Genomic DNA, 12,874 nt, shown 5'->3' on the forward strand with positions numbered 1-12,874 from the left:
GTCTCGGTGTTGTGGTATCTTGGTGTCAATCCACCGCTACCTAAGGAGTACTCCATGGACGCACAGGCAGAAGCCCGCGCGAAGAAGATCACCATCCACATCGACGGCGAGCCCTACAAGATCGCTGCCGGCCCCACCCAGGTCGCCGCGCTCCGAGCGCTGCGCCAGCCGCCTGTTCCCGACGGTGAAGACCTTTGGCTCGATATCGATGACGAGCAGGACCAGGAACTCGACCCGGCCGCCACCGTCGATCTGGTCGACGGCATGCGGTTCTTCACCGAGATCGATGCCATCACCATCCGCATCGACCGCGTCGAGTACGAGCTGTATGTGCGGAAGATGACTGGTGCCGAGTTGCGCACCGTGCCGAGCCCCGACGTCGCCGTTGACCGCGACCTCTGGCGCGACGTCCCCGATAAGCGCGACGTCAAGGTGCAGGACGAGGACATCGTCCGCCTCAAGGACGGCATGCGGTTCTTCACCGCTCCTGGCCGCATCAACCCCGGACAGGAGTCGTGAAGCTGCCCGAGCCGGACCGCGAGTTCCTCGACGAGTCCGGCATCACCCACCGGGTCTTCGAGGACGGCACAGGCATGCTGAATGTCGAGCTAATTGACTTCCCCCTGCCACCCGGGCTGAACGTCAGCACCGCAAGCGTGCTGTTCCGCCTTTCGGCCAGCTACCCCGACACCCCGCCGGACATGTGGTGGGTCATCCCCCACCTCACCGCCGTCGGTGGGCAATCTATCCCCGCTACCGAAGTCATCGAGACGCACGACGGCCGCAGCTGGCAGCGCTGGTCCCGGCACCTGGACCCTGCTGCGTGGCGGTCCGGGATCGACTCCCTAGAAAGCTACGTGCGGCTGCTGCGCAACGAACTGGGGAGCGCGGCCGCATGAGCGCCACCCTCCGCCTAGCCGGGCCCCTCCACGACGGGCTAGTGGCCATGGCAACCAACCCGATCGAGACCGGCGCCGTCCTGCTCGCCCACCAGCTCACCCTTGACGACGGCACCGTCATCCTGCTCGGCAACGACCTTATCGCCGTCCCCGACGACGCATATGAGATCCGCACCGACCGGGCCCTGCAGATCACTTCTGATGGCTACATCCACGCCCTGAAGACTGCCCGCGACCGCGGCATGATCGCACTCTGGGTGCATAGTCACCCCGGCGATCGGGCCATCCCCCGGCCCAGCATCCACGACCGTGGCGTCAACGAGCAGCTTGAATCACTCTTCGGCGACCGCACCGAGACGGACCAGTACGGCTACCTCGTCGTCAGTCACGACGGTGGCGCGCTCACTTTCACCGGCGCTCTCAGCGGACAAATCACCACCCCGATCACTCGTCTCGCCGTGAGTGGGCAGCGGTGGATCTTCCGTCCCGCTTACGACGCTCCGGCTGGCGCTGACAGGGCCCTGTTCGATCGAAACATTCGCGCCTTCGGCGATGGCATCCAAGCCACCATCGGTGGCCTTACGGTCGCCATCATCGGCGCCGGTGGTACCGGCTCCGCTACAGCTGAACAGCTCGCCCGCCTCGGCGTCCGTTCATTCATCCTCATCGACCCGGACCACCTCTCCAACTCCAACACGACCCGCGTCTACGGCTCCACGCCCGCCGACGTAGACCGTCCGAAAGTCGACGTCCTCGGGGACCACCTTGAACGCATCGCCGAGGGCGTTCACACAACCCGCATTCAGGGGTCCATCCTCACCGAGAGCATCGCCCGCTCTCTCATCGGCGCGGACATCGTGTTCGGGTGCACAGACGACAATGCCGGTCGCCTGCGCCTGTCGCGGCTGCCGTACTACTACCTAATTCCCGTCATCGACTGCGGCGTGCAGCTCCCCGCAGATCAGAACGGGCTCATCTCCGGCGTGTTCGGCCGGGTCACCACCTTGCACCCCGGAGCGGCATGCCTCACCTGCCGGGGCCGCATCGACCTCGCCCTCGCCGAGGCGGAGACCCGCTCCGACGACGAACAGCAGCGGCTCGAGAAAGAGGGATACGCGCCCGCCTTGCCCGGGGTCGAACCCGCAGTGGTTACCTTTACCACCCTCGTTGCCGCGACTGCCGTCAGCGAACTGCTGGAACGCCTCGTCGGCTACGGCGACACCCCCACTCCATCCGAGCTGATCCTCTACATCCACGATCGGACTCTTCGCGGCAACATCGAGGACCCTCACCCCAGCCATTACTGCGACCCGTCGACCCGCCGGGTTGGCACTGATACCGATATGTTCCTGGGTCTAAATTGGGCATCCTGAACCGGCTGCGCTACTGGCGGCGCCTGAAAGCCGACGCCACCGCGCGCTCCGCCGCAGACATTCCCGAACGACTGTCCGCCCGACATGGGGTCATTGTTGGCACCCCCAGTCACCCTAAATGGCTGGTATTCGACTGCCCGTGCCGGCGCGGACACCGCGTAATGCTCAACCTCGACGCCGGCCACATTCCTCGTTGGCGCGTCGGGACCACTTACCCGCTCACCCTGCACCCCAGTGTCGATGAGCGCAGCCCCATCGGGCACTGTCACTACGTTATACGTGAAGGCCGCGTGCGCTGGATTGAACGAACGGATCGACGATGACCACCCCTGACGCTGAACCCGCAGAGCACAACGGGTACGTTCCTACACCCTCGCCGCGCCCCGAACCGGCCCCGGCACCCAAGGGCCCCACCCGCACACCGCTCTATGAAGCAATGAACGCCGAACGCTACGCCCGGCAGACCCTCATTAGAGAAATCGAGAAGGTCACTGACACCTCCCTCATCTGCTACGTCGCCTCCCATCCACAAATTGACCGCACAGATGTCGTAGGCATGGTCGATCTGCTGCACAACATCACCCCTGGCACCGCCATCGACTTGTTGTTGCACTCCCCAGGCGGAAACATCGACGCGGCCGAAAAACTGATTCAGCTAGTCCGCAAACGGGCCGGCGCCGCGCCCGTCCGGGTCATCGTCCCCGACTATGCTAAGAGCGCCGCCACGCTCATCGCGCTCGGCGCGAACACCATCGTCATGTCTGACTCATCCGAGCTCGGCGCGATCGACCCGCAAGTAGACCTGCCCGACTCCAATGGTCACGTCCAAACGCTCTCCGCGCAGAGCTACCTCGACGCATTCCACCTGCACGCAGACCGGCTCAATCACAAACCCAACGACGCCGTCGCCCGCCTGATGCTTGACAAGATGGAACCGGCCACCGTTCGCAAACTCGAGCGCATGGTCAAACGGTCGCACTCCATCGCCGAAGCCCTCCTGGGCCAGGCAATGATTAAGGACGACGGCCGTGCGACCGAGATCGCGAACCAACTCAGCGACACGAAGAAATGGCACTCACACGGACAGATGATCTCTCACGAGACCGCTCGTGGTCTCGGCCTGAACGTTACCTATCTCGCCCCGCATGATGAGTTGTGGACCCAGTACTGGCGGCTGTTCTGCCTGCAGCTATGGTCCACCACCGGCAAGGTCAAGCTCTTCGAGAGTTCTTGGGCCTCCCTCGCTATGTCCTGAGACGTGCGCGCCAGAGCGTCAGCTCCGTGAACTGCGTTCCAGCCAGCGGAGGAGACATTCGTCTTGGCATTGAGCCGTCGTCGATGGACAAGGAGTGTGGTGGCCGCAATCCTTGCCATCTATCTGGCGCGGGTCTCGACACCGTCGCGACGCTCCCTGCGAACGGGATACCCATCGGGGGGTCCGGCGAACACTGCGGGCGGCTTGACGACCGCTGCCGTTCGACGGCCGCAGGCGCACTCGCTGCCGGGGCCTACTTCTTCGGCGGCTGCTAGGACTGTGTCGTGATCGTCATCGTTCCAGTTGTGTCCTGTGCCTTGATAGTTGTCGGCATTCTCTTCCTGACGTACCGCCAAGGAAGCAAGAAGGGGCTGAGTACGCGTAGTCGCTACGTTGCGGGGGTGGCGATCCTGGCGCTCGCTCTTGTAGACGTCGTAGTTGCCGTCGTCTACTTCACCGCCGGAACCTCGTAGGGCGCACAGACTAATGTGCGTTCCGATCACCTGGTCGCTGTCACCACGACGAACCTCGAGAAGTTCCGAGCCAACAACTCCGGCTGGGGTTCGAACCCCCTCAGCCACCTCTGCAATTGGTAAGCACCGCAAATCAGACGCCAGGCATTAAGTAGAAGGCTGCAACCATGAAGATCGTCTCTGTCGCTCTCCTCTCCAGTGGAATCGTGCTCCTCCTCGCGGCGGCTGCCCTCGCATTTCAGGGTGGCCTCATCGCGGACTCAACGGGAGGTGTGGGTGGGATCACTCCCGTCGAGAGTGTCATGTGGATCGTCGCGCCACTGCTAGCGATCCTTGGACTGGTCCTTCTCTTTGTCAGGCCGCGCGTCAGCAAGTAGGAGCGCCGCGCCGGGGTGCAAGGGTTAGTCCTTGCGCTCCCGCGTGCTCTAGCTTGCCTCGCGCGATCACACCTTGCGGCGGCTGTATCGTCAGAGGATTTTCGAAGGTCATCCGGAGGATGGCGTCGAGGGTCCGATTCGCGCACCCCCGGGTTTCTGGGCCTTTTCGAGTTTCGTAAGCAGCCCGCCACGAGAAAGCCCCGCGAACCCAGTCTCACTGGGTTCCGGGGCTTTTCTCGTCTCGCGTGCTCCGGAGGGATCCGAGACGCAGTCTCGGGTCAGCTCACCGCGTCCGTCAGCGCGTCGAACTCGGCGTCGGTGAGCTCGATGGTCGCGCCGGCGAGGTTGTCCTCGAGGTGGGCGATGCTCGACGTGCCGGGGATCGGCAGCATCGCGGGCGAGCGCTTGAGGAGCCAGGCGAGGGCCAGCTGCGCCGGGGTGGCCTCGTGCTGCTCGGCGAGCTTCGTGAGCGGGCTGTCCGAACCGGTGAGGCCGCCGGTGGCGAGCGGGAACCAGGGGATGAATGCCAAGCCGTTCTCGGTCGCCCAGTCGAGCAGCGGCTCGGCGGAGCGGTCGGTCAGGTTGAAGAGGTTCTGCACGGAGACGATCGGGGCGACCGCCTGTGCCGCCTTCACCTCGTCGATGCTGACCTCGCTGAGGCCGATGTGGCGGATCTTGCCCTCGTCGCGCAGTGCGCCCAGCTCGCCGATCTGGTCCTCGAGGGGGACGTTCGGGTCGATGCGGTGCAGCTGGAGGAGGTCGATGCGCTCCACGTCGAGGTGGCGGAGGTTCATCTCGACCTGCTGACGGAGGTAGGCCGGGACGCCGAGGGGAGTCCACTGGTCGGGGCCCTGGCGGGTGTTGCCGACCTTGGTGGCGATGACGATGTCGTCGGCGTAGGGGTGGAGGGCCTCGCGGAGGAGGCCGTCGGTGACGGCAGGGCCGTAGGCGTCGGCGCTGTCGAAGAACGTCACGCCGAGCTCGACGGCCCGGCGGATGACGCGGACGGCTTCTCCGCGGTCGCTCGGCTCGCCCCAGACCCCGGGGCCGGTGAGCTGCATGGTGCCGTAGCCGAGGCGGGTGGTGGGCAGGTCCCCACCGATGCTGAAGGTGCCGGAGGCGGTGGCGGGACGGTTCGTGGTGGTGTCGGTCATGGACGCAGTCTGCTCCTCGACGTTCTTCCCGGGATCAGACGGGGAAGCTACGCCGAGCCAGTGAACAGGTCGGTGGAGGTCGCGAGCAGGACGACGATCGACCCGGCGACGAAGAAGAGGCCGACCACGAGCAGCATGCCCGGCTGGCTCTCCGAGCCGAGGTGGAGGCCGAGCCGCTTGCGTTCACGCTGCATCTGCCGCGCCACCGGGTGACGGAACAGCACGAGGCCGAGTCCCACCACCATGAAGAGGACAGCGCCCACCGCGGCCGCTGTCGCCCCCACGGTCACCGGTCCCTCCTCCGGACAGGAGCCGCCAGGCGCGTCCGACTGCACAGAGGGGACGAGAAGGGAGCTGTCCAGATCACCCGTCCATCCAACGCCACTGTGCCGAGTCGGCGCCCCGGCGCCCGCCGCCCCGCCGAGCGGCCGGGCCCTCGGCGACGCCCGGCACGGCCCCGCACCCTCACCGGCACGGCCCCGCCCCGCTCACCGGTACGAGTAGAAGCCCTCGCCCGACTCGACCCCGAGCTTGCCCTGGTCGAGGTAGTTGGTCTTGAGGTGGTCCGCCCAGAGCTGGGCCCCCTCCTCGTCGCTCGCCGCCGAGATCGCGTAGGCGGTCCGCAGGCCGACGATGTCGAAGATCTGGAACGGGCCCATCGGCGCCCCGGTGCCGATGCGCCAGGTGGCGTCGATCGTCTCGGGGTCCGCGACGCCGCGCAGGACGAGCTCGGACGCCGCGCCGAGGAACGGCACGAGCAGCGAGTTGAGCACGTAGCCGGGCTGCTCCTTGTGGAGGGGGATCGGCACCATGCCGATCTCGCCCGCGAAGGCCACGACCTGGTCGAAGACGGCAGGGTCCGTCCGCGGGCTGCCCATGATCTCGGCCGTGTTCTGCCGCCAGATGTGGTTGGCGAAGTGCAGCGCGAGGAACTTCTCCGGGCGCCCCGTCGCGTCGGCCAGCTGGCTCGGCAGCAGGGTCGACGAGTTCGTCGCGAAGATCGTGTGCTCGGGCGCCGCGGCGGCGAGCCGCGCGTAGACGCCCTGCTTGAGCTCGAGCGTCTCCGGCACGGCCTCGACCACGAGGTCGGCGTCGGCGACCGCCTCGGCGAGGTCGGTGGTGAAGGCGATCCCGGCCACCGCCTCCTCGGCTGCCTGCCGGTGCTCGTCGCCGAGGTCGCCGACGTACTGCTCGACGATCGACCGGAGGCGGGCCTCGGCGGCCGTGACGGCGTCGTCGTCGACGTCCCAGGCTCGGACGGCGACGCCGTGGGTCGCGATCTGGAAGGCGATCTGCGCGCCGAGGACGCCGGCGCCGACGACGGTGACGTGGCTGAACGTGGTCATGGGGTTCCAGTCTCTCGAGGGGGCGCGCCTCGTGGCGCCCGCCTCATCGAGGTCTACTCCTCCGCGACCGGACGGCAGCTGTCGGTGGACAGCCGCCGACGATCAGCTGTCGAGGTCCCAGACCTGCTCGACGTAGTCCTGCGACCAGCCGGCGCGGAGGCGCGTCACGCCTCGGTCGTACGAGGCCAGCAGGTCCATCTCCGGTCGCACCATCGACTGCATCTGCAGCCCCTCGTAGAGGGCGATGAGCTGCTCGGCCCCGCGGACCGGGTCCATCGTCTCCGGCTCGCGTCCGACCTCGACGTCGGTGGTGAGGCCGCCGAGGATCAGGGCGTGGAACTTGCGCCACTCGTGCTGCAGGGTCGGCGCCATGGGGTGCCCCGGCGTCGCGGCGACGTTCAGGAGCGAGGTGAGGAGGCGCATCAGCGACGGGTCGTGGACGTTGCGCTCCACGATGCCGCGGAGGAACCGCACGGTGCCGTACGCGTGCATGAGGGGGATGACCGGGCGCATGCGCTCGGCGTTCCACCGGTCGACGGCGGCCATGACGAGGCCGTTCCAGCTCGGGAAGAGCCCGCGCACCGTCTCGACGGGCACGCCGGCCAGCTCGGAGACCACGTCGACGTCGGTCTCGTGGAACGCCCGGGTGCGGAACGCGTCGATCACCGCCTCGACGACGCGGACCCGCAGCTCGGTGTCCTCGTCGAGGGGGGAGGCAGGGCGGGGGAGCGAGGGCACGTCGGTCACTGATCCACCTCACCAGGCGGCGGCGGTCGGGGCCAGACCCCGTTCTGGTGGCGTGCTTGACGACGAGCCGTGCCGGGAGGACCATCGCGAGCACCAGCGCATCACCGACGAGGGAGTCCCCATGATGTTCGTCAACCTGCCCGTGACCGACCTGCCTCGCGCGGTCGCGTTCTACACGGCGCTCGGCTTCACGCAGAACCCCGCGTTCAGCGACGACGCCGCCGCCTGCATCGTCGTCGAGGAGGACCAGGCCGCCTTCATGCTGCTGGTCCGCGACTACTTCCAGACGTTCACCGACCGACCCGCCGGCGACCCCTCGACGACCGTGTCGACCATGACCGCGCTCATGGTCGACAGCCGTGACCGCGTCGACGAGATGACCACGGCCGGGCTCGCGAGCGGCGGCGTCGAGGAGCGCCCGGCCAACGACCTCGGCTTCATGTACCAGCGCCAGCTCTCCGACCCGGACGGCAACGTCCTCGAGCTCGGCTGGATGGACCCGGTCGCCGCCGCGGACGGCCCGGAGGCCGTCGCGGCGCAGTAGGCGGTCGTCGGCCAGGGAGACGGCGTCAGGCAGCCACGTGGTCGCCGGCTGTCGTCCGCGTCAGACGCGCCACATGCGGAACGGCCCCGTCCGCATGTAGTTCTGCGAGTCCACCTCGACGCCGTAGGCGACCAGGGCCTCGTAGACGGCCTTGAGCCGCCTCTCGGTGACGATCCCGGGGTCGTTCTTCCTGGGGTTGGCATCCCAGCTGAGCTTCTGGCCCGTGCGGGAGCGCACCTTCAGGGTCGGCCCGCCGCCGAAGGGAGCCTCCCGCAGCACCGCCTCCTCGACGTCGCGGAACCACATCACCCGGGCCTTGCCCGACAGCGAGCTGTACTCCATGCGGTCGGCGAAGAGACGGAACCAGCTCCGCCGCAGGACGACCGCGAGTCCGGCCATCAGGGCCCCCAGCACGGCGAGCAGCACGTCGGCCCCGAGGGTCGTCCTGGGGACGTCCGTGAGGACGCACAGGAACATGGCCACGGCCATGACGGCGAAGAACACCCACCCCGCGTTCGGCTTCGTCTCGTCGATCGGCTGCGTGCTCGTCGTCGGCTCCGTGTCTGCCGGCTCCGATCCCCCCTCGGTCCCCATGCCGCGATCGTAACGCCCGGTGTCGGCCCCGGGTCGTAGGGTGCGGCCATGCAGACGAACGCGCAGAGCGCAGCCCCGGCACGCGTCCCCGAGGAGGCGGTGGTCGACCTCCGGGAACGCCTCGCCCGCCGACGACGCGTCGACCTGCCCGCGGGGCTCGAGCCGCGGCACGGCGTCGACGTCGCGTGGCTCGAGCGCCTGCTCGCCCGCTGGGCCGACGGGTACGACTGGCGGGTGCACGAGCAGCGGGTCCTCGACCTGCCGTGGGAGCTCGTCGACGGTGCCGTCCCGCTCCGGGTCGTGCACCGGCGCGGTGCGCCCGACGCCCCGGTGGTGGTGCTGCTGCACGGCTGGCCCGACTCGGTGCTGCGCTTCGAGAAGGTCCTGCCGCTGCTGGGCGACGCGACCGTCGTGGTGCCGGCCCTGCCCGGGTACCCGTTCAGCGCCTCCTCGGCTGCCGGGGGCATGTCGGGCGTCGACATGGCCGACGTGGTCGCGGCCGCGATGCAGCAGCTGGGGCACGACCGGTACGTGGTCAGCGGCGGCGACATCGGGGCCGGCGTCGCCGAGGCGCTGCTGCGCCGGCACGGCCACGCGGTCTCGGCCGTGCACCTGACCGACGTGCCGCAGGGGCACCTCGCCGCCGAGCTGCCCGACGACCTCACCGACGAGGAGCGCGCCTACGCCGACCGCCGCGAGCAGTGGCAGGCGACCGAGGGCGGCTACGCCCACGAGCACGCGACCAAGCCGGGCACGCTCGCCGTCGCGCTCGGCGACTCCCCGGCGGGCCTGCTCGCGTGGATCGGCGAGAAGCTCTGGTCGTGGAGCGACCGCTCGGTCGCGGGCGGCATGGAGGCGGTCTTCGGCGACGACGACGTGCTCACCTGGGTCTCCGCCTACTGGTTCACGGGCACGATCGGCACGTCGTTCGGCGCCTACGCGCTGCGGGAGCCCTCGACCAACGAGCCGGTCGAGGCAGCCGTGCCCGCAGTGCTGTCGATCTTCCCCGGCGACCTGGCGAACGCCCCGCGCTCGTTCGCCGAGCGGCTGTTCGACGTGCGCGCGTTCCACGAGCACTCGGCGGGCGGGCACTTCGCCGCGTGGGAGCGGCCTGAGCAGTTCGCGGCCGACCTGCGCGAGGCTATCGCGCTCGGCTCAGCCGGGGCCTAGCCCGTTCCGGCCGAGGGGCGGGGCAGCCAGCAGCGCAGCGATGCCTGGCGCCGAGACGGGTCAGGCGGCCGCGACCGCGGTGGCTGCGAGGCCGAGGACGGCGCAGACGCCCGTCAGCGTGCGGACGGTGTTCCACCGGGTCCACGGCGGCTCGAACGCACGGCGCGCGGCGCTCGCCGAGGCCGGGCCGGACACGTCCGCCCGCGCGAGCGCCTCGTTCAGCGGCACGTTGCGCGCGACCGTGACGACGAAGGTGGCGACCGAGGCGGCCGCCGCCCCGGCGGCCCACGCGCTCGCCGAGCTGCCGTCGACGACGTGCAGCACCGCGAGCAGCGCCGCCGAGGCGGGTGCCGCGACGAACACGAGGAGGAACGACGGGCGCAGGATCGCCGCGTTGATCGTGCGGAACGCCCCGGTGAAGGCGACGTCGTCGACCCGACGCAGCCCCGGCGACACCGCGACCACGAAGGCGAAGAAGAGGCCCGCCACGAGTCCGTTCGTGAGCAGCGCGACGACGGCGACGAGGTCAGGCACGAGTCCGCTCATGGCCGGAGGCTAGCGAGCCGACGTGAACAGCCGTCGACGGCGGCAGCGTCGCGAGCGCGTCACACGGGCCTGCTAGGGTCCCGACCGACAGCGCCTAGGGTTCCGGGGTCTCACGATCCGACTGGTCCGAGCGGCGCCACGGCCGGGCGCCACCGCCCCGCCGTCATCTGAACGGACAAAAGCCTGGAGGATCCTGCCGACGCGCCCTGCGTCGGGTCGAAGGGTCCGATCTCATGTCCGGCACAGCTCTCCTCCTCGTCCTCGCCGCGGCCGTCTGCCACGCGTCGTGGAACGTCGTCGCCCACGGGGTCAGCCGCATCGGCACGCCGTTCCTCTGGTGGGGCGCCGTCGCCAGCGCCGTGCTCTGGCTGCCCGTCGTCCCGTTCACGGGCGGGCTCGGCGGCAGCGTCGGGGGCCTCGCCCTCGGCGCGGGAGTCTCGGCGGTGCTGCACGTCGTCTACATGGTCGTGCTGCAGCGCGGCTACGCCGCCGGGTCGCTCTCCACCGTCTACGCGACCGCCCGCGGCACCGGGCCGGCCGTCAGCGCCGTGCTCGCCGTCCTCCTGCTCGGCGAGCGGCTGTCGGCGCTCGCCGCGGTCGGCATCGCGGTCGTCGTCGCCGGCGTGGTCGCGACGGGCCTGATCGACCGTCGCCCCCGGCAGGCGCCGGCGCCGGTCGCGGACGCGGCACCCCGCAGGAGGCGGCGGCTCGACCCCGGCATCGCCTGGGGCCTCCTGACCGGCCTGGCCATCGCCTCCTACACGATCTGGGACGCCCACGCCCTGCGCACCTGGGAGCTCTCGCCGGTGTCGTTCATGGTCGGGGTGACGGGCGTCGAGGTCGTGTTCTACACGGCGACGCTCGGCCGTCGGCGCCGCGAGCTGCTCGACGTGGTCAGGGCGCACTGGCCGCGCGTCCTCGCCTTCGGGGTGCTGTCGCCGATGTCGTACATCCTCGTGCTCGTCGCGATCCAGACGACGCCGGTCGCGCTCGTCGCCCCCGCCCGCGAGACGAGCGTCGTGATGGTCGCCGTGTTCGGGGCGCTGGTGCTGCGCGAGGGGTCCGTGGCGAAGCGGCTCACGGCGTCGGTCGTCGTGCTCGGCGGCATCGCGCTCCTCGCCCTCTGAGCGGCGCCGAGCCGTATCGCGCGCCGCGCGTCGAGCCGCGCCCAGGCCCGTCCGCAATGCACATGACGCGTCGGGGGCATCGTGCCCCGCCCGACGCCTCCGGAGCGTCACCTCGACGATCCCGCCGCGCGCAACGCGCACCAGCGCGCCGGGTTCGGCATACAAGAGGTGAACTCTGCCTGAACTAGCCCCGAGATAGGTTCCTATGTCGGGTAGCCGCGTGTCAGCATCGTGACGTCCCGCTCCCCTCTGAAAGGCCGTCATGACCCTCCGCCGCTCCCGCGCCGCGATCGCCCTCGCCGGCACCGCGCTGCTCGCCACCGCCCTCGCCGGCTGCTCGACCGCCGCCTCCTCCGCCGAGGGCACCGGGTCGCCCGACGACGCCGGCGGCTACGCGGTCGACTCGAGCACCCTCGTCTTCGGCGTCGTGCCCGACTCGGTCGACACGGAGACGAACTACCAGCCGCTGATGGACTACATCGCGCAGGAGACCGGCAAGACCGTCGAGTACCACGAGTCGACCGACTACGCCGCGCTGATCGAGGCGAGCATCGCCGGCCAGATCGACGTCGCGTCGTTCTCGGGCTTCACCTACGTGACCGCCACGAACAACGGCGCCGAGCTGACGCCGATCTCGTCGATCACCACGGCCGAGGGCCAGGAGCCCGGCTACTTCTCGCAGGCCATCGTTCCGAAGGGCAGCGACATCACGTCGATCGACGACATGGCGGGCAAGAAGATCTGCTTCGTCGACCCGTCGTCGACCTCGGGCTACCTGTTCCCGAGCTACGCGCTGCTCGAGGCGGGCATCGACCCGGAGAAGGACGTCACCCCGGTCTTCGCCGGCAAGCACGACGTCAGCGTCCAGAAGGTGGGCGAGGGCACCGAGTGCGAGGCCGGCTTCGCGGAGGACAGCGAGGTCGCGAAGAGCGACGCCGTCGAGGTCATCGACGAGCAGATGGTGCCCGGCGCCCCGATCGTCGAGTCGGACACCCTGCCCGACGACGTCAAGCAGCAGCTGAAGGACATCCTCTCGAACGTCACCGCCGACGACATGGTCGCCGCGGGCATCGAGAGCGCCGACAGCGAAGGCTTCCGCGCCGTGTTCTTCCAGACCACGCCGGTCGACGACGCGTACTACGACCAGATCCGCGACATCTGCGAGAAGACGAACGCCACGCAGTGCCAGGCCTGACGGCCTCTGCCTGACGGAGGCGCGGCGACGGTCCCGACCGTCGCCGCGCCTCCCGCGATCCGCACCGCCCCGCA

At 69.3% G+C, this 12,874-nt stretch carries 17 protein-coding genes; 11 read left to right on the plus strand and 6 right to left on the minus strand.

What is annotated here, in order from left to right; genetic code table 11:
- The first annotated feature begins 54 nt into the window (after window positions 1–54).
- From IFT90_RS00710 to IFT90_RS00735, 7 genes are all read left to right on the plus strand, one after another.
- A complete protein-coding gene (locus IFT90_RS00710) occupies window positions 55–519 on the plus strand; it encodes a multiubiquitin domain-containing protein (protein WP_192040569.1) in 465 nt (154 codons plus the stop codon).
- Window positions 516–899: an E2/UBC family protein gene (locus tag IFT90_RS00715; RefSeq protein WP_192040570.1), complete on the plus strand. Its 384-nt coding sequence runs from the start codon at window positions 516–518 to the stop codon at window positions 897–899. Before IFT90_RS00710 ends, IFT90_RS00715 begins: the two co-directional genes overlap by 4 nt.
- Window positions 896–2,272, plus strand: coding sequence for a ThiF family adenylyltransferase (locus IFT90_RS00720; RefSeq protein ID WP_192040571.1), 1,377 nt, complete (start codon window positions 896–898; stop codon window positions 2,270–2,272). Before IFT90_RS00715 ends, IFT90_RS00720 begins: the two co-directional genes overlap by 4 nt.
- A complete protein-coding gene (locus IFT90_RS17450; protein ID WP_371812032.1) occupies window positions 2,260–2,595 on the plus strand; it encodes a DUF6527 family protein in 336 nt (111 codons plus the stop codon). Before IFT90_RS00720 ends, IFT90_RS17450 begins: the two co-directional genes overlap by 13 nt.
- Window positions 2,592–3,527, plus strand: coding sequence for a hypothetical protein (locus IFT90_RS00725; protein WP_192040572.1), 936 nt, complete (start codon window positions 2,592–2,594; stop codon window positions 3,525–3,527). The genes IFT90_RS17450 and IFT90_RS00725 overlap by 4 nt, the downstream gene beginning before the upstream one ends.
- 284 nt (window positions 3,528–3,811) lie before the next feature.
- On the plus strand, window positions 3,812–4,000 hold the full coding sequence (locus IFT90_RS00730) for a hypothetical protein (RefSeq protein ID WP_192040573.1): 189 nt from the start codon (window positions 3,812–3,814) through the stop codon (window positions 3,998–4,000).
- Between the two features lie 167 nt (window positions 4,001–4,167).
- Window positions 4,168–4,377 carry a hypothetical protein gene (locus tag IFT90_RS00735; protein WP_192040574.1) on the plus strand — a complete coding sequence of 70 codons (210 nt, stop codon included), beginning with the start codon at window positions 4,168–4,170 and terminating at the stop codon, window positions 4,375–4,377.
- Between the two features lie 278 nt (window positions 4,378–4,655).
- On the opposite strand, the gene IFT90_RS00740 is transcribed toward IFT90_RS00735, so the two are convergent.
- From IFT90_RS00740 to IFT90_RS00755, 4 genes are all read right to left on the minus strand, one after another.
- Window positions 4,656–5,531 (minus strand): aldo/keto reductase, encoded by an 876-nt coding sequence (locus tag IFT90_RS00740; protein WP_192040575.1) that lies wholly within the window; start codon window positions 5,529–5,531, stop codon window positions 4,656–4,658.
- A 47-nt stretch (window positions 5,532–5,578) separates the two neighbouring features.
- Entirely contained in the window at window positions 5,579–5,821 is a 243-nt protein-coding gene (locus tag IFT90_RS00745) for a hypothetical protein (protein WP_192040576.1), read from the minus strand.
- A gap of 198 nt (window positions 5,822–6,019) precedes the next feature.
- Window positions 6,020–6,877 carry a 3-hydroxyacyl-CoA dehydrogenase gene (locus tag IFT90_RS00750; protein ID WP_192040577.1) on the minus strand — a complete coding sequence of 286 codons (858 nt, stop codon included), beginning with the start codon at window positions 6,875–6,877 and terminating at the stop codon, window positions 6,020–6,022.
- A 102-nt stretch (window positions 6,878–6,979) separates the two neighbouring features.
- Window positions 6,980–7,624, minus strand: a complete 645-nt coding sequence (locus tag IFT90_RS00755) for a TetR/AcrR family transcriptional regulator (protein ID WP_192040578.1) — start codon at window positions 7,622–7,624, stop codon at window positions 6,980–6,982.
- Between the two features lie 121 nt (window positions 7,625–7,745).
- Between IFT90_RS00755 and IFT90_RS00760 the strand changes: the two genes are divergently transcribed.
- Window positions 7,746–8,168, plus strand: a complete 423-nt coding sequence (locus IFT90_RS00760) for a VOC family protein (protein WP_192040579.1) — start codon at window positions 7,746–7,748, stop codon at window positions 8,166–8,168.
- Window positions 8,169–8,228: 60 nt separating this feature from the next.
- Here IFT90_RS00760 and IFT90_RS00765 read toward each other — a convergent pair whose 3' ends face one another.
- On the minus strand, window positions 8,229–8,762 hold the full coding sequence (locus IFT90_RS00765; protein ID WP_192040580.1) for a hypothetical protein: 534 nt from the start codon (window positions 8,760–8,762) through the stop codon (window positions 8,229–8,231).
- Between the two features lie 48 nt (window positions 8,763–8,810).
- On the opposite strand from IFT90_RS00765, the gene IFT90_RS00770 reads away from it, so the two are divergent.
- Entirely contained in the window at window positions 8,811–9,932 is a 1,122-nt protein-coding gene (locus IFT90_RS00770) for an epoxide hydrolase family protein (protein WP_192040581.1), read from the plus strand.
- A gap of 60 nt (window positions 9,933–9,992) precedes the next feature.
- On the opposite strand, the gene IFT90_RS00775 is transcribed toward IFT90_RS00770, so the two are convergent.
- Entirely contained in the window at window positions 9,993–10,478 is a 486-nt protein-coding gene (locus tag IFT90_RS00775) for a DUF1772 domain-containing protein (RefSeq protein ID WP_192040582.1), read from the minus strand.
- Window positions 10,479–10,711: 233 nt separating this feature from the next.
- Here IFT90_RS00775 and IFT90_RS00780 point away from each other — a divergent pair, with 233 nt between their 5' ends.
- On the plus strand, window positions 10,712–11,605 hold the full coding sequence (locus IFT90_RS00780; protein WP_192040583.1) for an EamA family transporter: 894 nt from the start codon (window positions 10,712–10,714) through the stop codon (window positions 11,603–11,605).
- A gap of 262 nt (window positions 11,606–11,867) precedes the next feature.
- Window positions 11,868–12,800, plus strand: coding sequence for a phosphate/phosphite/phosphonate ABC transporter substrate-binding protein (locus IFT90_RS00785; RefSeq protein WP_192040584.1), 933 nt, complete (start codon window positions 11,868–11,870; stop codon window positions 12,798–12,800).
- Window positions 12,801–12,874: the final 74 nt, after the last annotated feature.

Source organism: Frigoribacterium sp. CFBP 8766 (genome assembly GCF_014841435.1).
In the GTDB taxonomy this organism is placed as follows: domain Bacteria; phylum Actinomycetota; class Actinomycetes; order Actinomycetales; family Microbacteriaceae; genus Frigoribacterium.